The organism is Microbacterium elymi (genome assembly GCF_021582895.2).
In the GTDB taxonomy this organism is placed as follows: domain Bacteria; phylum Actinomycetota; class Actinomycetes; order Actinomycetales; family Microbacteriaceae; genus Microbacterium; species Microbacterium humicola.
Map to the genome: position 1 here is coordinate 1320331 of NZ_CP091139.2, position 21524 is coordinate 1341854.

General features: G+C 68.9%; 18 protein-coding genes and 6 pseudogenes. 4 read left to right on the forward strand and 20 right to left on the reverse strand.

The window, feature by feature from the left end:
* Nucleotides 1-8: 8 nt before the first annotated feature.
* From L2X98_RS07080 to L2X98_RS20380, 13 genes and pseudogenes are all read right to left on the reverse strand, one after another.
* Nucleotides 9-362 carry a fumarylacetoacetate hydrolase family protein gene (locus L2X98_RS07080; RefSeq protein WP_259612798.1) on the reverse strand — a complete coding sequence of 118 codons (354 nt, stop codon included), beginning with the start codon at nt 360-362 and terminating at the stop codon, nt 9-11.
* Nucleotides 363-411: 49 nt separating this feature from the next.
* Nucleotides 412-843 (reverse strand): annotated as a pseudogene (locus tag L2X98_RS07085) (fumarylacetoacetate hydrolase family protein); the annotation flags it as partial.
* Entirely contained in the window at nt 840-1724 is an 885-nt protein-coding gene (locus L2X98_RS07090) for a fumarylacetoacetate hydrolase family protein (protein WP_259612799.1), read from the reverse strand. The gene L2X98_RS07090 and the pseudogene L2X98_RS07085, both read right to left, overlap by 4 nt.
* Before the next feature lie 14 nt (nt 1725-1738).
* A complete protein-coding gene (locus tag L2X98_RS07095) occupies nt 1739-2281 on the reverse strand; it encodes an ABC transporter permease (protein ID WP_354002950.1) in 543 nt (180 codons plus the stop codon).
* Nucleotides 2282-2583: 302 nt separating this feature from the next.
* On the reverse strand, nt 2584-3582 hold the full coding sequence (locus tag L2X98_RS07100) for an ABC transporter substrate-binding protein (RefSeq protein WP_259612800.1): 999 nt from the start codon (nt 3580-3582) through the stop codon (nt 2584-2586).
* Nucleotides 3572-4330 carry an ABC transporter permease gene (locus L2X98_RS07105; protein ID WP_259612801.1) on the reverse strand — a complete coding sequence of 253 codons (759 nt, stop codon included), beginning with the start codon at nt 4328-4330 and terminating at the stop codon, nt 3572-3574. Before L2X98_RS07105 ends, L2X98_RS07100 begins: the two co-directional genes overlap by 11 nt.
* Nucleotides 4331-4456: 126 nt before the next feature.
* Entirely contained in the window at nt 4457-5125 is a 669-nt protein-coding gene (locus tag L2X98_RS07110) for an ABC transporter ATP-binding protein (RefSeq protein ID WP_259612802.1), read from the reverse strand.
* A gap of 8 nt (nt 5126-5133) precedes the next feature.
* Nucleotides 5134-5913, reverse strand: coding sequence for an SDR family NAD(P)-dependent oxidoreductase (locus L2X98_RS07115; protein ID WP_259612803.1), 780 nt, complete (start codon nt 5911-5913; stop codon nt 5134-5136).
* Nucleotides 5914-5952: 39 nt separating this feature from the next.
* The gene (locus tag L2X98_RS07120) at nt 5953-6435 is read right to left on the reverse strand and encodes an SDR family NAD(P)-dependent oxidoreductase (protein WP_259612804.1); all 483 of its coding nucleotides are present in this window, start codon (nt 6433-6435) and stop codon (nt 5953-5955) included.
* A 67-nt stretch (nt 6436-6502) separates the two neighbouring features.
* Nucleotides 6503-6754 (reverse strand): annotated as a pseudogene (locus tag L2X98_RS07125) (SDR family NAD(P)-dependent oxidoreductase); the annotation flags it as partial.
* A 61-nt stretch (nt 6755-6815) separates the two neighbouring features.
* The gene (locus L2X98_RS07130) at nt 6816-7751 is read right to left on the reverse strand and encodes an alpha/beta hydrolase (protein WP_259612805.1); all 936 of its coding nucleotides are present in this window, start codon (nt 7749-7751) and stop codon (nt 6816-6818) included.
* A 56-nt stretch (nt 7752-7807) separates the two neighbouring features.
* Nucleotides 7808-8593: a nucleoside hydrolase gene (locus tag L2X98_RS07135; protein WP_354002951.1), complete on the reverse strand. Its 786-nt coding sequence runs from the start codon at nt 8591-8593 to the stop codon at nt 7808-7810.
* 131 nt (nt 8594-8724) lie between these two features.
* Nucleotides 8725-9695, reverse strand: a pseudogene (locus L2X98_RS20380) (alpha/beta hydrolase).
* Nucleotides 9696-9788: 93 nt separating this feature from the next.
* On the opposite strand from L2X98_RS20380, the pseudogene L2X98_RS20385 reads away from it, so the two are divergent.
* The 3 genes and pseudogenes from L2X98_RS20385 to L2X98_RS07150 form a co-directional block, all read left to right on the forward strand.
* Nucleotides 9789-10094: pseudogene (locus tag L2X98_RS20385) on the forward strand (carboxymuconolactone decarboxylase family protein); the annotation flags it as partial.
* Nucleotides 10095-10137: 43 nt separating this feature from the next.
* Nucleotides 10138-10347 carry a hypothetical protein gene (locus L2X98_RS07145; protein WP_259612807.1) on the forward strand — a complete coding sequence of 70 codons (210 nt, stop codon included), beginning with the start codon at nt 10138-10140 and terminating at the stop codon, nt 10345-10347.
* 57 nt (nt 10348-10404) lie between these two features.
* A complete protein-coding gene (locus L2X98_RS07150) occupies nt 10405-11187 on the forward strand; it encodes an IclR family transcriptional regulator (RefSeq protein WP_259612808.1) in 783 nt (260 codons plus the stop codon).
* Between the two features lie 85 nt (nt 11188-11272).
* Here L2X98_RS07150 and L2X98_RS07155 read toward each other — a convergent pair whose 3' ends face one another.
* The 5 genes and pseudogenes from L2X98_RS07155 to L2X98_RS07175 all read right to left on the reverse strand — a co-directional run bounded on the left by L2X98_RS07155 (nt 11273) and on the right by L2X98_RS07175 (nt 16134).
* A complete protein-coding gene (locus tag L2X98_RS07155) occupies nt 11273-11491 on the reverse strand; it encodes an alpha-L-rhamnosidase C-terminal domain-containing protein (RefSeq protein ID WP_259612809.1) in 219 nt (72 codons plus the stop codon).
* Nucleotides 11492-11600: 109 nt separating this feature from the next.
* Nucleotides 11601-13478, reverse strand: a pseudogene (locus L2X98_RS07160) (family 78 glycoside hydrolase catalytic domain); the annotation flags it as partial.
* Nucleotides 13479-13529: 51 nt separating this feature from the next.
* A complete protein-coding gene (locus L2X98_RS07165; RefSeq protein ID WP_259612810.1) occupies nt 13530-14774 on the reverse strand; it encodes a family 1 glycosylhydrolase in 1245 nt (414 codons plus the stop codon).
* Between the two features lie 21 nt (nt 14775-14795).
* Complete coding sequence (locus L2X98_RS07170; protein ID WP_259612811.1) at nt 14796-15596, reverse strand: alpha/beta hydrolase; 801 nt, start codon at nt 15594-15596, stop codon at nt 14796-14798.
* Nucleotides 15589-16134, reverse strand: a complete 546-nt coding sequence (locus L2X98_RS07175) for a quercetin 2,3-dioxygenase (protein ID WP_259612812.1) — start codon at nt 16132-16134, stop codon at nt 15589-15591. The genes L2X98_RS07170 and L2X98_RS07175 overlap by 8 nt, the downstream gene beginning before the upstream one ends.
* Nucleotides 16135-16340: 206 nt before the next feature.
* Here L2X98_RS07175 and L2X98_RS07180 point away from each other — a divergent pair, with 206 nt between their 5' ends.
* Nucleotides 16341-17201, forward strand: a complete 861-nt coding sequence (locus tag L2X98_RS07180; protein WP_259612813.1) for a LysR family transcriptional regulator — start codon at nt 16341-16343, stop codon at nt 17199-17201.
* 17 nt (nt 17202-17218) lie between these two features.
* On the opposite strand, the gene L2X98_RS07185 is transcribed toward L2X98_RS07180, so the two are convergent.
* Entirely contained in the window at nt 17219-18754 is a 1536-nt protein-coding gene (locus L2X98_RS07185; protein ID WP_259612814.1) for a glycoside hydrolase family 43 protein, read from the reverse strand.
* A gap of 328 nt (nt 18755-19082) precedes the next feature.
* A pseudogene (locus L2X98_RS22165) lies at nt 19083-21257 on the reverse strand (ATP-binding cassette domain-containing protein); the annotation flags it as partial.
* Nucleotides 21258-21524: the final 267 nt, after the last annotated feature.

Genomic DNA, 21524 nt, shown 5'->3' on the forward strand with positions numbered 1-21524 from the left:
AGGGGCGTTCAGGCGAACCGGGTGGTCAGCGTGCCGAGGCCCTCGATCTCGCTGACGAGCACGTCGTCGGCGCCGATGAACCGCGGCGGGGTGCGACGGTTGCCGATGCCCGACGGGGTGCCCGAGAAGATGATGTCACCCGGCAGCAGGGTGCACACCGCCGAGAGCCGCACGAGCAGCTCGGGCACGTCGTAGAGCATCATCGAGGTGCGCGAGGACTGCATCCGCTCGCCCGACAGGCTGCACCCGATCGCGAGATCGTCGCGGTCGGCGAGCTCGTCGGGCGTGACCAGCCAGGGGCCGGTGGGCCCGAAGCCGGGGAACGACTTGCCCAGGCTGAACTGCGGCGCCGCGCCCTGCAAGCTGGGTGATCCGCTCGGAGAGGTCCTGCCCGATCGTGAGCCCGGCCACGTGCTCCCACGCGTTCTCGCGAGTGAGATGGAACCCCTCGCGGCCGATGACGACGACCAGCTCGACCTCCCAGTCCACGTGCCCCTCGGGCAGCGTCACCACGGTGCGCGGCCCGACGATGCAGCTCGGGAACTTCGTGAAGGTGACCGGTGCCGCGTCCGGCGGGTAGCCGGCCTCGGCGGCGTGCTCGGCGTAGTTCAGGCCGATCGCGAACACCTGCCGCGGACGCGGGACCGGGGCATCCAATGCCGACGGGTCGAACGGGGTGGATGCCGCAGTCGGCGCGGTCTGCGCCCACTGCGCGAATGCGGCCCAGTCATCGAACAGCGTCTGCGGGTCGGGACCGAACCGGCCCTGCGAGGCCGCGGCGACGTCGACCGTGCCGTCCTCGGTGACGAGGACGGCACGGCCGGCGAGGTTGGCGAGCTTCACGCGATCACCAGTCCACGCGCTGCGGGGCGGGCTCGCCGTAGCGGTCCTCCCACGAGATGACGCGGTTGCGCAGCACGCCGATGCCCTCGATCTCGGCCTCGACCACGTCGCCGGGCTTGAGGTAGAAATCGAACGGGTTCGGCTTGCACCGCGGCCACACCCGAGATGGTGCCGGTGGTGAGCAGGTCGCCCGCGCTGAAGATCTGCGGCGAGTGGTAGGCGACCAGGTGCGGCCATTGGATGCGGGTGCGGTTGGTGTTGCCCTGCTGGCGCACCTCGCCGTTGACCCGCAGCTCCATGGCCATGTTGTGCATGTCGGGCACCTCGTCCTTCGTGACGATCCAGGGCCCGATCGGGCAGAACGTGTCGATGCCCTTGCTGAACGAGAACACGCCCGATTCCATCTCCTTGCGCTGGATGTCGCGCGCGGTGATGTCGTTGAACACGGTGAACCCGGCGATGTAGTCTTCGGCCTCGTCGGCGTCGAAGAACTTTCCGCTCTTGCCGATGACGATCGCCATCTCGAGCTCGTAGTCCAGCTCCTTGGTCAGCCCCTCGGGGTAGACGATGTCGTCGTCGGGTCCGATGATCGCGTCGAGGTTCTGGAAGAACACGATGCCCTTGTGCACGGGGTGCGACCAGTCCACCGCCGTGAGCTCGTTGTGGTGGTCGATGAAGTTGCCCGCGGTGTGGAAGAACTTCTTCGGGCGGATCGGCGCCTCCAGCTTCACATCCGCGTACGCGAGCCGCTCTCCGGTCTCGCGCACGTCGCCGCCGCGCTCGAAATACTCGCGGGTGGAGGGCACGTCGAGTTCGAGCACGACGCCCTCTTCCAGTTCGAGGCGGCCGACCCGGCCGCCGTCGAAGGTGATGAGCTTCATGGGATTGCCTTTCTTTATTGGGACTGGCTGTCCTGTCCATGCGCGAGACGGCGCTCGAGCGCGGACAGCAGAGTGTTGATGACTACCACGCCGATGCACACCACGACGATCATCGCGTCCAGGCGCGCGCCCTGGTGATTCGTGATCTGCTGCGTGATGAAGGAGCCGATGCCGTCCACCGAGATCATCAGCTCGGCCAGCAGCACGCCGAGCATGGTCAGGGAGGCGCCGATCTTCAGTGCGCCGACGACCTCGGGGAGGGTGGCCGGGAGCACGACCCAGAGAAGGCGCTGCCCGGAGCCGGCGCCCATCACCTGCGCCGAGGTGAGCAGGTCGGGTCGCACGACGTTGCTCGCGGTCATCACGATCAGGACCACCGGGACGATGCCGTGGATGACGCCGAACGCGACCTCGGACGGCGCACCGAGCCCGAGCCACAGGACCAGCAGCGGGTAGAACGGGACCATCGGGAGCGCGTAGAGGATGGAGACCACGTCGCGGGACCCCGCAAACGAGCCGCGTGAGAGCCGGCCCAGCAGCGAGCCCCAGGGGCACACCGGCCACCACCACGATCAGGAAGGCCTCGAGGAATCGCAGGGTCGTGTTGCCGAGTTGGAACAGGGCGTCCGGCGTGAGGATCCCCTGCAGGCCCTCGGTCGCCACGACCGAGGGCGGCGACAGGTACGGGTTGCCGGCCAGGGGACCGGCGGCGACGACCTCCCACACGATGACGACCGCGACCACCGTGGCCCACCGCAGGATCGCTGCTTTCGCACGCAGCGAGAGGCCGCGGTGCGACACGCGCGCCTGCGCGTTCGCGATCGTCTGGGTGGGGGTCGCCACGGTGGTCCGCCGTCCGCTACTTCTGCAGCGCGTCGCTGTAGTACGCCGACTGCTCGGGCACCGAGTCCGCGATTCCCAGCTCGGGCAGGGCGTCGGCGTAACCGGTCAATCCGGCCATGTTGATCTTGCCGTCCGTGCTGAAGTTCGGGACGAGGGCGTCATAGGTCTTGCCTGCGATGTCCTTCTTCATGCCGAGCTTGTCGACGGCGAGGGCGATGGTGTCGTCCCGGTTGTCCTTCATCCACTGGATCGCGTCGGTGTAGGCGGCGGTGAGGCCGGTCAGGGTCTTCTTGTTCGACGAGATGAAGTCCGAGGACGCCATCAGGATCGCGAACTGGTCGGTGTCGCCGATCGCGTCGTCGGCGGTCTGCGCGATCTTTCCCGTCCCTTCGGCCTCGACGGTCAGACCGAAGTTGACCGGCAGGACGAACGCATCGATATCGCCCTTGGCGAGCCCGGCGATCGTCGAGGCCGGGTCTCCCAGCGGGACCTCGGTCACGCTGTCGAATTCGACGCCGACGGCCTTCAGCGCCGCCCGGACGATGTAGTCCGTCAGCGATCCGACGCGGGAGATGCCGACCTTCTTCCCCTTCAGGTCGGCGAAGCCGGAGATCTTCGAGTCCGGCCCGACGACGAGCACCATCGGGCTGGGTGAGTAGATCCCCCAGAAGGCCTGCAGATCGATGTCGTGCGCGACGGCCGAGACCGGCTCGAGCCCGGTCGCGGCGCCGACGTCGATCGAACCGCCCGCCATCGCCTTGGTGAGATCGGAGCCGGAGGTGAAGTCGACGATCGACGCGTCGATCCCCTCCTTCGTGAAGAACCCCTGCGCCGCGGCGACCCGGGCCGGCATCGCGTGGATGAAGTCCTGCCCCTGGACGAGGCCGATCTTGACGGTTGCGGCATCCCCCGATGCTCCGGGGGCCGCGCCCCCGCTTGCATCCTGCGGTGAGGCCGACCAGCGCTTGCGGCGAGAACGCCCAGCGCGATACGAGAAGTGATCTTCATCGTTCAATTCCCCTTCTTAGTGCGGTGGTGAGCAGTGCGAACAGAATGTTGACGACGATGGTGAGCACGATGACGATCAGGACCCAGCCGAACAGCGCCGGCGTGTCCAGGCCCTGGCTGGCCGCCGCGAGCTGATAGCCGACCCCGGCGGCACCGGAGATGAATTCGGCGGCGATGATCGTGACCAGCGACAGCGACATGGCCACCCGCATCGCCGCGATCACCGCCGGGCTGACGGCGGGGATCACGACCGACCCCACCAGTCCGAGTCCGCGGCCACCCATCGTCCGGGACGCGGTCATCAGCGTCGGGTCGACCCGCGCGACCGCGCGCATCGTGCTGATCGCGATCGGGAAGAACCCGTACAGTGCACCGATCGCGACTTTCGAGGGCGACCCGACGCCGAGGGTGGCCGCCAGGACCGGATACAGGATGATCAGCGGGAGCGCACTGAGGGTCGTGACCATGGGCTCGTAGGCGGCCACCAGCAGCTTCGACGAGCCGACGACCACACCCAGGACCACGCCCGCGACGGTCGCGATGGCGAACGCGGTCCCGGTCTCGGCGAGCGTGACTCCGATCGGCTGCAGGATCTTTCCCGGGGTCGTCGCCAGCTGGGCGAGACTGTCCAGCACCGCACCGGGAGACGCGAGCAGGAACGGCTTGATCGAGCCGAACGACGTCAGCGCCACCCAGACGAGGAGCACGAAGGCGATGACGCCCACATACGTCGCACCCCGTCGAAGCGTGATCACGCGGCATCCTGCCGATCTGCGTAGAGCAGCGAGCTGAGCCGGTCGGTCAGCTCGTGGAAGACCGGGTCGCGCATGAGCGAGGCGTGCCGCGGGCGCTCCAGCGGGACCTCGATCACGTCGCGGACATCACCGGGCCGCGGACCCATGACCACGATCCGGTCGGAGAGATAGGCCGCCTCGGAGAGACTGTGCGTCACGAAGACGACGGTCTTCTGCTCCTCCTCGAGGATCGTGATCAGCTTGCGCCCCGATGCTGAGCCGGCTCTGCTCGTCGAGCGCGGCGAACGGCTCGTCCAGCAGCAGGATCTTCGCATCGGAGACGAGCGCCCGCGCGATCGCGACGCGCTGACGCATGCCCCCGGACAGCTTGCGGGTATCGGTCGGCGACGTCGCCGAGCCCGACGCGCACGAGGGCGTCCATCGCGCGGGCCCGACGCTGCCGGCGGGCACCCCGGCGAACTGCAGCGCGATCTCGATGTTGCGCAGCGCCGAGCGCCACGGATACAGCGCGAGGTCCTGGAAGACGAACGAGATCTCGGCCGGGCGCGGGCGCGTCACCGGACGCTCCGCGACGCTCACCCGGCCCGCCGTCGGCGGCAGCAGGCCGCCGATGGCGCGCAGCACCGAGCTCTTGCCGCATCCGGACGGCCCGATCAGGCTCACGAACTCACCGGGCCGCACGTCGAAGCTGATGTCGTGCGCGGCCACGACGTCGCCGTACATCAGCGTCACGTCCTCGACGCGCACCGCCGGTGCCGCGTCCGGGCCCGCCCGGGAGCCGATTCGCTCCGGCACCGTCATCGCTATGCGCCGACCATCGTGTTGCCGCCGTTGGCGACGATGTAGCCGCCGGTCAGATGCGCGGACTCCTCGGTCGCCAGCCACAGGCAGGTGCCGGCGATCTCTGCGGGGGTGGCGATCACCCCCATCGGCGTCTGCGCGAGCACCTGCTCCCGACGTCCGTCCTTCCAGTCCTGACGACTCTTGAGCCGTTCGGTCTCCATGAATCCCGGGGCGAAGGTGTTCACCCGCACCTCGGGCGCCAGTGCGCGCGCGTACGACTTCGTCACGCCGAGGATGCCGTACTTCGCCGCCGCATACTGCGGCGCCCGCGGCGACCCGTTCACGACGACCGTCGAACCCACGTTCACGATGGCCCCGTGCCCGTCGGCGTGCATCCGCTCGCCGAACTCGTGCGTCATGAGGAGGGTGCCCTTCAGATCGACGTCGATGACATCGTCCAGCGCCTGCTGCGTGAGCTCGCGCCATCCCTGCTGCTCGCTGGACATGTCGCCGACGTTGTTGACGAGCACGTCGAGGCCGCCGAACTGCTTCCAGACCTCGTCGGCCATCGCCTTGATCTGGTCCCACTTCGCGATGTTCGCCTGCACGATGATGCCGTCACTGCCGGCTTCGCGCACCCGCTCGAGCGTGCGCTCGGCGCCGGCCTTCGAGCTGTTGTAGTGGACGGCGACCTTCGCGCCCTCCTTCGCGGCGCGCACCGCGATCTCGGCGCCGAACCCGGTGCCGGCGCCGGTGACCAGCACGGTCTTTCCGGCGAACCGGGGGTAGATCTCGGACATCTTCGACCTTCTCTCTTCTTCGATCCGCTCCTGCGACGGTCAGACCAGCGTGCGTCCGCCGTCGATGTACATGACGTGTCCGGTGATGAACCCCGCGTGCCGGGACGACAGGAAAAGCGCCGGCCCGGTCACCTCGTCGGGGGTGCCCAGCCGCCCCGCCGGCACCATCCCCTCCAGGCTCGCGCGCTTGCCGGGCTTGGCCAGCTCGCCCGCGGTCAGCGGGGTCTCGATGTACCCGGGCGCCAGGGCGTTGACCGTGACGCCGGCCTCGGCCCACTCGCGTGCCATCACGCGCAGCAGCTGGTTGACGCCGCCCTTGGAGGCCGCATAGGGCCCGTGCGAGTGATGCGCCAGCAGCCCCGAGACGCTGGACAGGGCGAGGATGCGCCCGGACCCCTGCGCGACCATGTATCGGCCGGCTGCCTGGGCCACCCCGAAAAGGGTCGAGAGGTTCACCTGCAGGATGTGGTCCCATTCGTCCTCGGTGAAGTCCAGGATGGGCCGGCGGTCGTTGATGCCCACCGCGTCGCAGCACGTCCAGGCCCCCGAGCCGGTCGACCGCCTCATCCACCACCCGTGCGCCCGCGCCATGCTCGGTGAGATCAGCCTGGATGGGCAGGTACTCCACACCGGCTGCGGCGGCCGCCGCGCCGAGGGCGTCCAGCACGCTGGAGTCACGGTCGACGACTGCGACGGATGCCCCGGCCGACGCGTAGGCGAGGGCGCAGGCGCCGCCGATCCCGCCGCCGCCGGCCACGAGCACCCGTGACCCGCGCAGGCCGAGCCAGTCGGTGTCGGTCGCGGCGTGCGGCGTGATCTCGGCGGTGGGGGCAGTCGCCATCGGCGTCTCCTCGGTCCATTCAGGCGTTTTATTGACTGAAAGCTTCTTTTGTTAGATGAATCTATCCCAGGGGAAGGCTCTCGTCAAACCCCGTGGGATGCACCGCCGCGGCCAGCAGCGCGAGCGTGCGCTCTGCGGCCGGATCGCCGATCTCGTTCAGGTAGCCGTGCATCGCGCCGCGCTGTCGCTCGATGCGCACGTCCACTCCGGCGCGCGCGAGTTCGGCGGCGAACGCCTCGCCCGAGGGGCGCAGCCGGTCGCGATCGGCGGTCACGACGAGCGTGCGGGGGTATCCGGTCAGGTCGTGGCCGCCGGGGAACGCGTACCGATCCGACGGCGTGTCGCCCAGGTAGTTGGCATTGATCGCCTGGGTCGCCTCCGGCGGGAAGGTGAGGGCCGCAGGAAGGCCCGTCAGCAGCCCCTCGAGCTCGGCGTCGGCTGGCGGCAGCGGAGCATGCAGGACGGGGTAGACCAGCCCCACCACGCTCGGCACGACGGCGTCGGGGTCGTCGGCGGCGCGATCGCGCAACCGCATCGCCGCGCCGGCCGCCAGGTTTCCCCCGGCGCTGCCCCGCCAATCGCCACCCGGTCCGGCGCCGCGCCGAAGCGCTCCGCGTTCTCGACCGCCCAGTCGAACGCCGCGACCGTCTGCAACGAGGCGACGGGATGGCGAGCACGGGGGCCCGCCGCCGAGCCTCGGCGGCCATCTGCTCGGGCGACGGCATCCCGGCCTCCGGCGGAGCGGGGGCAGCGAGGCAAGCGCATCCAGCGGCGCCAAGGTGTAGTCGACCGAGACGACGGTGGTCCCGAGCGCACTCAGTCGGCGCCCGACCTGGTCGGCCTCGGGCATCTCGACCGTGCCGAACATGAACCCGCCGCCGTGGAGCCAGACCAGCATGGCGCCGGTGGGCACCTCGGCGGGATACACGCGCACCCGGAAGTCATATCCGCCGCCGTTCAGGGCGATGTCGTGGATCCGCACCGGGGTATGCATCATGGGACTCTCCTTCGAACTCGACGAGCTGTCGTCTGGGTGATTTGTCACAGCCGCCCTCATGTCCCTGCACCCGTCAGTTTCGCTGTCAAGTCGCCGATCATCAATCGCATGTCGATGCCGGTGAACACCCGCACCGGCGGCCTCCCGTCGAGGACATCGCCGTATCGCGCATCCGGGGTGAGGGCGCAACGCGTGCGCCGCTGCGACGGCGAGGACGTCGGCTCGGCACGGAAGGGCCCGCGCAGTGCGGTGAGCACCACCAATGGGCTGTCGCCGAGCACGACCGTCTCGCCCAAGTCGATCCCGAGCATGTCGGAGAACCGATCACCGAACTCCCACAGAGTGTCCACAAGGTGCGCCGCGAGCGGACCCAGCCGTGCCATGTGCTGCAGTTCGGCCCACGAGACCAGGCACTGCTCATACGTGGTTTCGGGAACCTGCCAGATTTCGACCGGCGAGGCGAACACGACTCCGGCGGCGATCGGGTCGATCGTCGTGTTGAACTCCGCCTCCCGCTGGGGGCTGCCCGCGGGTTCATCGTCATATCCGGGGCCGCCGATCCACACCAGTGTGAGGCGATCGGCCACGCGTGGCTCGTGCAGGAGGGCCGTGGCGAGCGCGGTCAGCCCGCCGCCCGCGCAGTAGAAGAGGGGGAGGTCGGTGTCGTCCCGCATCGCCTCAGCGATGACCGCGCGGGCTGGGGCGTCCAACGGCGGAAGCTCGCCTGTGCGCAGGCTCTCTTCGCTGCCGCCGATCGCCCGTTCGGGCCGGCCCAGAAGCTGGAGAATCCGATCCGCCGACGAGACGCCGCGGGCGACGACCCCGGCGTCGAGCTCGGCCAACGCGTCGGGGATCTTCGACGCGATCACCAGTCGCACGTCCGCCGAGTCGCTGAGCAGATGGTGGGCGAGCTGGAACAGCCCGTCCGGATCACCACCGAAGTCGTTGTCGAGGATCACCCGCACGCGAGCGGTCAAATGCCAGCCCCTTCGGCACGTTCGCACAGGTAGCGCGCGATGCGGTCTACCGTGTGCAGCGCAGAGGCGTCGCCGATCATGTTCAAGAACCCGTGCGTTGCCCCCGGCTGGCGGACGTACTCCACGTCGACGCCCGAGCGCGCAAGATCCCCCACATAGGCCTCGGCCGATGGACGGAGGTCATCCCCGTCGGCGGCGACAATGAGTGCCGGGGCGACGCGGCGGAGGTCATGCCCGCCGGGAAATGCGTACATCTCCCCCGGCGACGCGTCGCCGAGGTAGTTCGCGTTGATCGCCTGCGTCTGCTCGGATGAGAATCCGAACGGCAGTTCGGCGAGCATCGCGGCCAGTTCCGCGTCGGGCGCGGGGTGCTCGGCGTGAAGAACGGGGTAGACGAGCACCTGGGCGAGCAGCCGGGCGTCGCCGCTGTCGCGCACGCGCAGCGCGGCCCCGGCGGCGAGGTTCCCCCGGCGCTGGCTCCGCCGACGGCGACGAGTTCTGGCCGACCGCCGAACTCGGCCGCGTGCTCGCGGGCCCACTCGATCGCCGCTGCCGTCTGCACCGATGCGACGGGATAGGCCGCACGCGGACCGGCGGCTTCCAGCGAAGCGAGGAACTCATCGGGTGACGGCATTCCGTCCATGGGCGGGAGCGGGGGGAACTGCGCGATCACCGCTGTCGGCGCCAACGTGTAGTCGAGCGAGATGACGGTCGTTCCGCGACGGGCGACCTGGCGGGCGGTCTCGTCAGCTTCGGGCATCTGAAGATCGCCGTGGATGAAGGCGCCACCGTGCAGCCAGACCAGCACCGTGCCGTTCGGGTCCGCACCGTGATCGGCTGCCGGATAGACACGCACGCGGAAGTCGTACTCCGCCGCGTTCAACGCCACATCATGCGTGGCGATGGGCGACTCGGTGGTGTCGGCCATGACACCCCTTCCTTGATCGGAGATCGGCATCCAGTTCATTGCATGAAAGCATCTTTCGTCTATCGAATGTATGCTGAATCCGACGATCCGTCAACTGTCGATGGCCGCATCGTCCACGTCGAGAGGATTCCGATGACCGGACGCATTCCGCCCTTCGCTCCCGAGGAACTCCCACCCGCCGCCCGAGGCGTCTACGACGCGATCGCCGGCGGCCGGCGGGCACAGGGGCCGCAGCACTTCGCTCTCACTCGTGCGGACGGAACGCTGCGAGGGCCGTTCAACGCATTCCTCCTCGCCCCGCCGCTGGGCAGCGCGCTGCAGGATGTCGGAGCGGCCATCCGCTATCGGGGCGCGCTCACCGATCGCGCTCGCGAGATCGCCATCCTCATGGTGGCCGCACGCTGGGACAGTGCCTTCGAACGGGAGGCGCACGAGGCGGTCGGCCGGGCCGCGGGTCTGACCGACGACGAGCTCGCATCGCTTGCGCACCGGCGCGCCGTCGGGCTTCGCCGGGGACGAGGCAATGGTCGTCGCCGCGACCACCCAGCTTCTGCACGGCGACCTGGACGACACGACATGGGACGATGCATCTCGCGCCCTCGGTGCCGCAGTCGTCTTCGAGCTCACCACCCTCGTCGGCTACTACTCGACCCTTGCGCTGCAACTGCGGGTGTTCCGGGCCGAGCCCTGACTTTGTCCAGACGTTGACAACAAGATACGGTTTCACACGATGAAAGCACCAGACAGCATGACCGCCACTGCGAAGGCCAGTCGCTATCGCATCGAGGCCCTCGCCAAAGGGCTGGACGTGCTGCGGCTGTTCGACGAGACCACCACCGCACTGAAGCTGCGCGAGATCTGCGACCGCACCGGCATCCCGATGCCGACCGCGTTCCGGGTGGTCGCGACGCTCGAAGAGGAGGGCTTCCTGGAGCGCCTGCCGGACGGTGCCATCCGTCCCGGCGTCGCCGTGCTGACCCTCGGGTCGGCGGCGCTGCGCGGCTCGAGCCTGGTACAGCTCAGCGAGCAGCCGCTTCGTCGCCTGGTCGAAGAGACCGGCGAGACCGTCAACCTCGGCGTGCTGCTGGGCGATCAGGTGCTCTACCTCGTGCGACTGCGCAACTCGGACCTGGTGACGGCGAACATCCAGGTGGGGTCGACGCTGCCGGCGGCCTACACGTCGATGGGAAAGCTTCTGCTCGCGTATCTCAGCGATGACGAGCTGAACGCGACACTCGCGACTCATGACTTCGAGCGGGATGCCGGCCCCAATGCCGCGCGATCGCCCGACGAACTGCGCGAGCGGCTCGTGTTGATCCGCGAGCAGGGATACTCACTGCAGGACCAGGAGGTCGCCGCCGGTCTCCGGTCGGTGTCGGTGCCGGTGTTCGGCCGTGGGGCCAAGCCCGCCGCGGCGATCAACATCGCGGTGGCGTCATCCCGGCACGGCCTCGACTCGCTGCGCGGGCCGATGCTTGAGCGTCTCCGCGCCACGGCAGACGACATCTCGCGACGGTTGCGCGCCATCTGAATGAGAGGGTGATCCGGTCTGCTCGCAAGCGCGATGGTGCCCGGCCGCGGCCGTTCGGGTCGGGTGACCGGACCGTCCTGCTCCGTCAACCGACCGCCTGTGCGAACTCGTAGGTGCCGGCCGCGACGCGGCGTTCATCCACACCGGGCATCCGCACCACGGCGGTCGCCCCGTCGGGGACGATGACGACGGCCTGCAGGATCCCGGCGTCGATCTGCCAGGACACGCTGGCACGGCCGTGCGGCGTCTGGAGCGAGGTCTCCGCGGAGGTGATATCGCCGCCGGGCTGGGGCGCTACCAGCATGGTCCGATACCCCGGATCGAGCGGCGACAGCCCCCCGACCGTGCGGTGCAAGCCAGTCGGCCACGGCGCCGAAGGCGTAGTGGTTGAAGCTGGTCATCTCACCGGGGTTGATCGTGCCGTCCGGCAGCATCGAGTCCCAACGCTCCCAGATGGTGGTGGCACCCATCGTCACGGGGTACAGCCACGACGGCATGCCGCGCTCCAGCAGCAGCGCATATGCATCACCGAGATGACCCGTCTCGGTCAATGCGTCCAGCACATACGGGGTGCCGGCAAAGCCGGTGCTGACCCGGTAGTCCGCGGCGCGCACCAGCTCGGCTAGCCGATCCCCGGCGGACTCCACATGCTCATCCGGAAGGATGCCGAACGCGATCGCCAGACTGTACACTGTGACGCAGTCGCTGCGGATGCGCCCAGACTCAGCGACATAGTGCTCGATGAAGGCGTCGCGCACCCGATTGCGGAGGGCGTCGAACTCCGCGGCATCCGCGCTCGCTCCGACGATCGATGCCGCTTCGGTGAGAATCGTCGCTGTCCGGAATGCACACGCCGTCGCGACCACGCCCGGATCGGCCTTCGCGGCGCCGGGGTCATCGGGCGGCGCATCCGGATCGAGCCAGTCGCCGAACTGCATCCCGGTGTCCCAAAGGCCGGACGGCGACAGCGCGTCAGCGACGCTGCGCGCGTGCGCAGCCATCAGCGGGTAGGCGGTGCGCAACGTCTGCTCGTTCCCGTACGCGCGCCAGAGCGCCCAGGGCACCCAGGCCGCGGCATCCGCCCAGACCGCCGTCGCACCGGGCGCGGGAAAGCCGGTGTCGAGGTACTTCAGCACATCGGGTACGACGACCGGCACGGTCCGCTGTGTCGATGCGGCGCGCTCGAGTTCGGCGTCGACGAGCCAGTCGGCGAGGAACGCCTCCACGTCGCCAAGATACGTCGCGGTGGGTGCGAAGACGGCGAGGTCGCCCGTCCAGCCGAGCCGCTCGTCGCGCTGCGGGCAGTCGGTCGGCACGCTCAGAAAGTTGCCCCGCATCCCCCACGCCACGTTCTCGTGGAGCCGGGTCACCAGCGGGTCGGAGCAGGAGAAGGTGCCGATGGGACGGATATCGGATGCCACGACCACGGCGGTGACGGCAGCGGGGTCGAGCTCTCCCGGCCACCCGCTGACCTCGATGTAACGGAATCCGTGGAACGTGAACGTGGGCTCGAACACATCGTCGCCGCCGCTCAGGATGAAGCGGTCGGTCGCATCGGCCGCGCGCAGCGGACGGGTGCCGAGCTCGCCGTCCTCGAGAACTTCCGCGTGCCGCAGCACGACCTCGCTGCCTCTGGCACCGCGCACGCGCACCCGCACGAAGCCCACGAGGTTCTGCCCGAAGTCGACGAGCGTCGCACCCGACGGCGATGTCCAGACGTTCTGCACGGAGATTTCGCCGACCCGGCGCACGGGCTCTGACGTCCGCGCCACGAGCAACGAAGTGTCGAACTCCACCTCATGCACGGCACCCCAGGTGCTGTCATCGAAGCCCGGCAGCATCGGCGCCGGATCGCGCAGACGCGCGTCGACTGTCTGCCCCTTGTAGAGGTCGTCCGCGATCACGTCACTCGTGCCGGCGTGCCAAGAGTCATCGGTCACGATGTGCTGCACGTGGCCGTCGTCGAACTCGATCAAAAGATCAGCGAGACCCGCGCGCTCCGAGCCGTAGACCTCGCGGTCGCCGGTGAAGCCGAGATAACCGGAGTACCAGCCGTGGCCGATTGCGAGCACGATCGCGTTCGCCTGGGTGATCAACGCGGTGACATCGTGCTCCACGATCCGGACACGCCACTCGTAGCTCGTCCACCCCGGCGCGAGCAGCTCATCCGACGTCGCCGCGCCGTTGATCCACGCTTCGATGACCCCGAGCGCACTCAGTGCCAGCGTGGCGCGTGAGATGCTTCCGTGGCCCTCGTCCAGCTCGAACTCGCGACGCAAGCGGAGCGGCATCGGCGACTTCCACCGGCGCGATCATGCGGGCGGTCATGCCTCGGGCACCCGTCACGCCCGTCCTGCCGGCGCGCGGTGCTCCCGCACGATCTCGGCGTACCGCGCGGCGCTCGGCTTGGCGGTGCGCTCGAACGTCTCGGTGTCGAAGGAGTGCAGGCCGAACCGCGGACCGTAGCCGAAGATCCACTCGAAGTTGTCGATCAGCGACCAGTGCAGGTAGCCGAGTACCGGAGTGCCTTCGGCAATGGAGTCCAGCATCGCGTCGATCGATGCCGCGGTGAACTCCTCGCGCACCGAGTCGTCGGTCGTGCTCATGCCGTGCTCGGTGACGAACACCGGCTTGCCGCTGCGCGCGTGCGCGTACTCGATCGCGCCCCGCAGCGAGCCCGGGTCGACGAACTGGCCCATCTGGTTGCGCAGGCCGCCCTCGGGCGCGGGCACCTCGCCGCCCGGACCGTATGTGAGTCGCTCGTAGTTCTGCACGCCGATGAAGTCGTCGTCCCGGGCGAGGTCGAGCCAGTGGTCGTAGAGTGCCGCGCGCTTGCGGTCGCGGATCGCCTCGCCGCCAGGCAGCGCCACGTCATCCACCATGGCGATCGACAGCCCTACCGGAAGATCGGCGTGCTCGGCGCGGATCGCATTGCGGGCGAGGAGGTGACCGCGTGTCATGCCCTCCTGCATCCCGTCGTAGTCCTCGGGGACCATCACGTTGCCGGTGCGGTAGCGCTCCACTCCCGCGGCGCGGCTCGCGGCGTCGAGCGTCGCGCGACTCTGCTCGTGCACGAACTCGGGCAGGATCCAGCTCAGCAGACGCGGCAGGTTCGGCTCGTTCAGCGTGACGCCTGCAGCGAGGCGATCGCCCAGCTTCGCGGTGACCGTGCCGCAGAACTGCGCGAACAGATCGGGCACATCGGCATCCAGCCATGCGCCCTTCTTCGCCACCCAGTGGGGCAGCGTGAAGTGGTTGAACGTGACCACCGGCGCGATACCGCGGGCGAGGCATCCGTCGACCATCCGGTCGTAGTGGTCGAGGGATGCCGCGTCGATGACGCCCTGCTCGGGTTCGATGCGCGCCCACTCGGTCGAGAAGCGGAACGCGTTCAGGCCGAGCGCGGCGAGGAGGTCGAGGTCGGTCTCCCACAGCTGATAGCTGTTGCAGGCCTTGCCCGAGCGCTCCGCGAAGACCGTCGGCTCGACGTTCTCAAGGAACCAGGTGTCGCTGTTCGTGTTGTCGCCCTCGACCTGATGGCCGGCGACAGAGGCGCCCCAGAGGAACGCGGCGGGAAGAGTGGACATGTGATGCTTCCTATCGTCGAGTCAATCGGTGCAGCGGCGGGCGAAGGCGATGGCGCGCTCGAGCAGACCTCGGCGATCGACGTCGTCCCCCTGCCACATGTGGCCGGCTCCGGCAACGAGCTCGAGGTCGGCGGATGCCCCTGCTTGGGTGAGCGCGGCTGCGAACAGCCTGCTCTGGCTGAGGGGAACCGCCTGGTCATCCTGACCGTGCGCGATCAGGAACGGCGGCGCGTCCGCGTGCACGTGGGTGACCGGGCTGGCCTGGGCGGCGACGGCGAGATCGGAATCGACGGTCCCACCGAGCCAGCCCGCTTCGCGGGTCTCGGGATCGCTCAGCTGACCCAGCTCCGTCGCCATCGCCACGATGTCGGCGGGACCGTACCAATCGACCACGCCCCGAACGCCCGCATCGGGGCGCAGACCCACGAGGGCGGCGAGGGTCGCCCCTGCCGACTCGCCCCACAGGACGACGCGCGAGGCATCGAACCCGAACTCATCGGCGTGTGCGCACAGCCACTGAACGGCGTCGAAGACGTCATCGAGCTGCGCGGGGAAGGTGGCCTCGGCGCTGAGCCGGTAGTCCACGGATGCCACGGCGAAGCCGGCGTCCACGATGCGGGCGAACGGGTCGTCCGCCGTCATCGTCGGGCAGAACATCCGGCGACTGCCCAGGCGGAAGCCGCCGCCGTGCACGAAGACGATCAGTGGCGCCCGGTCCGCACCGAGGTGCAGATCGAGGCTGAGCGGACGGTAGCCGACCGGCTCCGCGAACACGAGATCGCGGAGCACCCGCTGTGCCTCGGCATGCGCTGTGTCAGTCACGGAACTCGAACTCGGGCAGGAAGACGGTGGCGTACTTCTCGCCAGCGGCGCGCATCACCTCGAACGGCGGCACGTAGATCCCCTCAGGCTCGGTGGCATCCGTCTTCTGCCCCATGGCGTGGAAGAACCGCTCGAAGCCCGCCGTGCCGGCGCCGAACACCTTGGTGGTCGCCTCGGTGCGGAACGCGTGCACCGTGCCGGCCGGCACGTAGCCGAAGTCGCCGGTCGTGAGGGTGGTCATCGAGTGATAGTCGGCCTCGTCATCCATCCACACCGACAGCTCACCGTCGACGACGTAGAAGAACTCGTGCGTGCGGAGGTGCTTGTGCGCAGGGATCCGGTCGCCCTTGGGAGCCTTCATCGTCCATGCGCCGTACTGGTCTTCGGTTTCGTCCGCCGACAGGATGATCTCGAAGAGCTGGTCGAACACCAACGACTTCTCGCCCTCCCCGTCCCGCAGGATGAACGGCTTCGGCGAGGCCGGGAGGATGCCGGCGAAGGCGACCTTCTCGGGGTCGTCAGTCGTGAAAATGGTCATGCTTACCTCCGTGTAAACAGTGCGCGCCCTGAGGCGTCGAGCTGCCGGCTCATTCCCGCGGCTCTTTCCGATTGTTCAATTCTGTGCGTCTGTCACGCCCGGAAGCCAGTTCGAGATCCCTACACGACGTTAGCCACAGGCTAAGGTGAACGACATGGATGTCCCTATCCACGTGATCCGGTATTTCTGCGTCCTCGCCGAAGAGCTTGCACTTCGGCCGCGCCGCCGAGCGGCTGAGCATCACCCCGCCGTCGCTGAGCCAGCAGATCAGCCGGCTGGAGCAGCAGATAGGCGTCAAGCTCTTCGATCGCAGCCCGCGCAAGGTGGAGCTGACCGCGTACGGTCGAGACCTGTTGCCGCTGGCGCGGCGGGTACAGGACGACCACGATCAGGTCATCGACTGGGCGCGGTCCGTGCGCCGCGACCGGGACGCGCCCGTGCTGCGGGTCGGGGTCGTGGCCGCCGGCGCGGGTTCGCTGACCACCGCCGCGATCTCGGCCACCATGACGGCGATGCCGAACGCGAGGATCGAGATGCGCCGACTCGGCTTCTTCGACGTCGCCGACGACCTGGAGTCCGAGAGGGTGGACGTCGTGTTCGCCCCGTGGCCCATGCGATTGCCGCCGAGAATCAGGGTCGAGCCGCTCTGGCGGGAGGCCCGGGTTCTGGTGGTCCCCGTCGAGCATCCGCTCGCCCGCCGCGAATCGATCTCTATCCTCGACGCCAACGACGAGACCTTCGTCGCCGTCTCGGGCGGGGTCCCAGAGGTGGTCGACTGGTGGATCGTGGACCCCCGCCCCGACGGCTCTCGGGCGAAGCGGGGGCCGACCGCCGACAGCGTCGAGGGACTGCTCGAACTCGTCGCCGCCGGCGCCGGGGTGAACATCGCCGGCGAATCGGCCGGACGACACTACCGTCGAGATGAACTGGCCTTCGTGCCCGTCCACGACATCGAGCCGGCGACGATCGTGCTGTGCAGCCTGAACGACACCCGCAATCCGATGGTGCGCGCCTTCCGCGAGACTGCAAAGGATCTCTCGCCCCTCGTGGACGCCACGTTCCACTGAGAGCCTGCTGCGGCCGGCTAGTCCCGCCCGAAATAGTCGAGTGTCCGCAACACGATTCGTCCGCTGGCAGCGAAGATGCCGAAGACCCGTCCGGTGAACGCCTTCGCCGTCTCGAACGACCAATGCCGCCCGTCCAGCTCGGCGAGCAGTATGGGTTCCCCATGCGAACAAGCGAAGAGCCGGATGATGTCACCGCCAACGGCTCCCACGCTGAAGTCGCCTGGCGGCGGGGTCATCGATATCCGCAGCTGGACATCACCGGCCGGCAGCATGGCCTCCCAGTTGTGGTCGAGGCCCGCGATGACGGCGCGGCCCGTGACCACCACATGGTTGTCGACCCCGCGGGCTTCGATGCCGAACCAGTTATCCTCCGCATTGCGAACGGCGAGCCCGCCGGTTCCGGCGCGGACGTCCAGCACCGCGCGGATGTCGACCTCGAGGTGGCGCTGCCGCTGCCCGACGAAGCACGGATCGGGCGCATTCATCGTGCGGTCGTCGCCCTCAAACACCAGCCCCTGCATCGATGCAGTGACCAGTTGCGACGGAGCGCGGCGCACAGCGACCCATTCCGGGTCGGCCACCCCGAGACCGGTGGTGAAGTCGTAGCGCGCGTCTTCGGTTCGTGAAGCGGCGAGCTGCGGCATCCGCACGCACGGCCACTCGTCGATCCAGTCGACCGTCGTGATGAACGTCTCGCGCCCGAGCGGCGAGAATGACTGCGCGAGCCCGACTGGCCGCACGCCGAGCAGCACCATCCGAGTCGCACCGTCGGGATCATCAAAGAGGTCGGCGTGACCCGTGTTCTGGATCGGCGCACCGGTGCCGGCGGCAGTGAGGATCGGGTTCTGCGGCGCCGACTCGAACGGTCCGTCCGGTCGACGGCTTCGGGCGACGGTGACAGCGTGTCCGCGGTCGGTGCCACCCTCCGCCGCAAGCAGATACCACCAGTCGCCACGCCGATACAGGTGTGGCCCTTCCGGCGAATAGAGCCCGCTGCCCGCCCACAGCGGGCGCACCCGTTCGAGCGCCCGGCCGGTGCTGAGATCGACGCGCACCTGCCGGATCGCATCAGGATGACGCGCGAACGTCACATAGGCGGTGCCGTCATCGTCCCAGGCGAGGTCCGGGTCGATGCCGTCGACCGCGTCGATCACGACGCCGTCATCCCAGGGGCCGGCTGGATCGGTCGCGGTGAACACGACGCAGCCGCGCCCGCCCAGGAAGACCGACACGATCAGGTGAAACCGGCCGTCATGGAAGCGCAGCGTGGGCGCCCAGACGCCACCCGGTGTGGGCACCCGTGCCAGAGCCACCTGCTCGTCGCGCGTGGCGACGTGCCCGATGAGCTCCCACTCGCGCAGGTCCGTGCTGCGGTGCACTGGCAGCGCCGGCAGGTACTCGAACGACGAGGTCACCAGGTAGTACGCCCCGTCGGTCCCACGGGCGATCGTCGGGTCGGGGTGGAACCCGCCCAGCATGGGATTCGTGGCGATGGGCACGGGCGTCACCGCGCGGCCTCCTGCAACTTCGCCTCCGCCCGCAGCACCTTCCATTCCTCCCGTCGACGAGCCTGCTCGTCGGGATCGGGAACGGGCGACGCGGCCACGAGAACCCGGGTGTAGAGCGTTGCGGGTTGCGCATCACATCGGCGGTCACTCCCTGCTCGACGATGCGACCGCGATTGAGCACGACGACCCGCTGCGCGAGGAACTCGACGACCGCCATGTCGTGGGCGATGAAGAGGTAGCCGAGATCGGTACCGACTCGCAGCTCGGCGAGGAGGTTGAGCACCTGCGCCTGGGTCGACAAGTCGAGCGCGCTGACGGCTTCGTCGCACACGACAAGGCGCGGATCGGTCACCAGCGCACGGGCGATGGCGATGCGCTGGCGCTGGCCTCCCGAGAACTGACGCGGGAGGCGCTGCTCGGACCCGGACGCCAGCCCGACGGCGGCCAGCACGTCCGCCACCCGTCGGTCGCGTTCGGCCCGCGGCACTCCCGCGACGCGGAGCGGTTCGGCGATCGCGTCGCCGATCGGCCGCCGTGGGTTCAACGATGAGAACGGATCCTGGAAGACCGCGCGCAGATCGCCCTGGAGCGACCGACGATCCTTGGCACTGGCATGGGTGATGTCGCGCCCCTCGAAGAGGATCTGCCCCTCGGTCACGGGCTTGCGAGCCCGAGGATGGCGCGGCCGATCGTGGTCTTGCCTGAACCCGACTCGCCGACCAGGCCGACGGTCTCGCCTCGCGCGATGGTGAACGACACATCGCTCACGGCGGCCGGACCCTTGGCGCCATAGCGGACGGTGAGGTTGCGGACCTCGAGGAGCGGGGTCGGTGCGACCCGCGCCGTCGCTGCGTCGGTGACCACAGTGCTCATCGTTCTCCTCCGGCGCCGACCGGCTGACGCCACTCCTGTTCACGGCCGCGCACCGCGTCGTGTCGAACGCATCGGACCTCGCCGACACCCTCGGCACGCGATTCGAGCGCGATGGGAGCGAGGCATTCCTCTCGGGCGAAGCGGCAGCGTTGGGCGAACCGGCATCCTTCCCCCACGAGCCCGGCAGCGGCACCTGTCCGGGGATGGACGCGAGCGTGGTCGTGCCCTCGAAGTCCACAATCGCGTGCGGGTCGGCAGCGAGAAGGGCCATCGTATAGGGATGCTCCGGACGCACGAGCACGTCGCGGACACTGCCCGTCTCGACGATCTGCCCGGCGTACATCACCGACACGTCGTCGCAGATGTCGGCGACGACGCCGAGATCGTGCGTGACGAGGATGACCGACATCCCTCGCTCGGCGATCAGGCCGCGCAGCAGTCCGAGGATCTCGGCTTGAACCGTGACGTCGAGGGCGGTGGTCGGCTCGTCGGCGATGAGCAGGCGGGGCTCCCCCGCGAGTGCCAGCGCGATGGCCACACGCTGGGCCATTCCGCCCGAGATCTGGTGCGGATAGCTCTTGAGCACGCGCGGCGGATCCACGATGCCGACGTCGACGAGCAGTTGCTGTGAGATGCGCTTGGCCTCGGCCGAATCCACTCTGCGCAGCCGCTTCACAGCGACGCTGAGCTGCGACTGCACGGTGAACATCGGATCGAGGGCTCGCGTCGGCTCCTGTGAGATGAATGCGATCTCGTGACCGCGCACCCTCGAGAGCGCCTGTTCATCGGCGCGCGCCAGGTCGATGTCGCCCCATTGGATGCGTCCCGACCGCACGGACAGCCCCGGCGAGAGCAGGCCCAGCATCGCGTACGAGGTCACGCTCTTGCCACATCCGGATTCGCCCACGAGTCCGGTCACCCGGCCCGGCTCCACCCGGAGGGACACGCCCGTGACCAGGGCGGGGCCGTCGTCGACGCCGATCACGAGGTCGTCGACGACGAGTTCGTTCGCACGGGCGGCGACCGGGGCGGCCGTGACGACCCCGCCGCGCGTCGCATCATCGGCGATGATGGCGAGGTTCTTGCGCTTGCGCCGCCGGATCGCGACCAGCGGCGGCGGCGCGGTCGCACCGCCGCCCAGGACATCGCCGAGCGCATTGGCCGCGATGAGCGTCAGCGCAAGGACGACTCCGGTGGGCACCATCATCCACGGCTGCTGGAAGATGAAGCCCGCGGCACTCTGGATCATGCCGCCCCAGGTCGGCGCGGGCGGCTGCGGTCCCAGGCCGATGAAGGCCAGCCCGGCCTGGATCATGATGCCGACGCCGAAGAAGATGACGAACTGGACCACGACGGTGGTCAGCATGTTCGGCAGGACGTGACGGAAGCTGGCCACGATCGGACGCACTCCGTCGACGGTCGCCGCCTCGACATAGAGCTGCTTCTGCAGCGATGCCGCCTGCCCGGCGAAGATCCGGTAGAGGGCGCCGAAGAACAGGATGCCGAGCACGGCCATCACGACCGGCATGTTGGTTCCCACCGCCGCGATGACCGCCAGGATGATGACCATTCCGGGCAGCGAGAGCACGATCTCGGCAATGCTGTTGGTGACGGATGCGCCGCGCCGGCTGCGCACCGCCCACAGTGTCAACGGCAGGGTGACTGCCACCCCCACGATCGGTGCGATCAGAGCAATCCCGATGGTCGGGGCGGCCGCGGTGACGATGCGCGAGAGCAGGTCGCGTCCGAGTTCGTCGGTGCCCAGGAGATGCGCCGCAGAGGGGCCCTGCAGGCACGGCGGAGAGGTCCTGATGGAGCGGCCCGTATCTCAGCCAGAGCGGACCGGTCAGGGACGCCACGAGCAGGCCGACGAGCCAGATCAGCGAGATCACGACCGTCGGCGAACGCAGCGTGACGAATCCGCTTCGGCTCTGCCGACGCG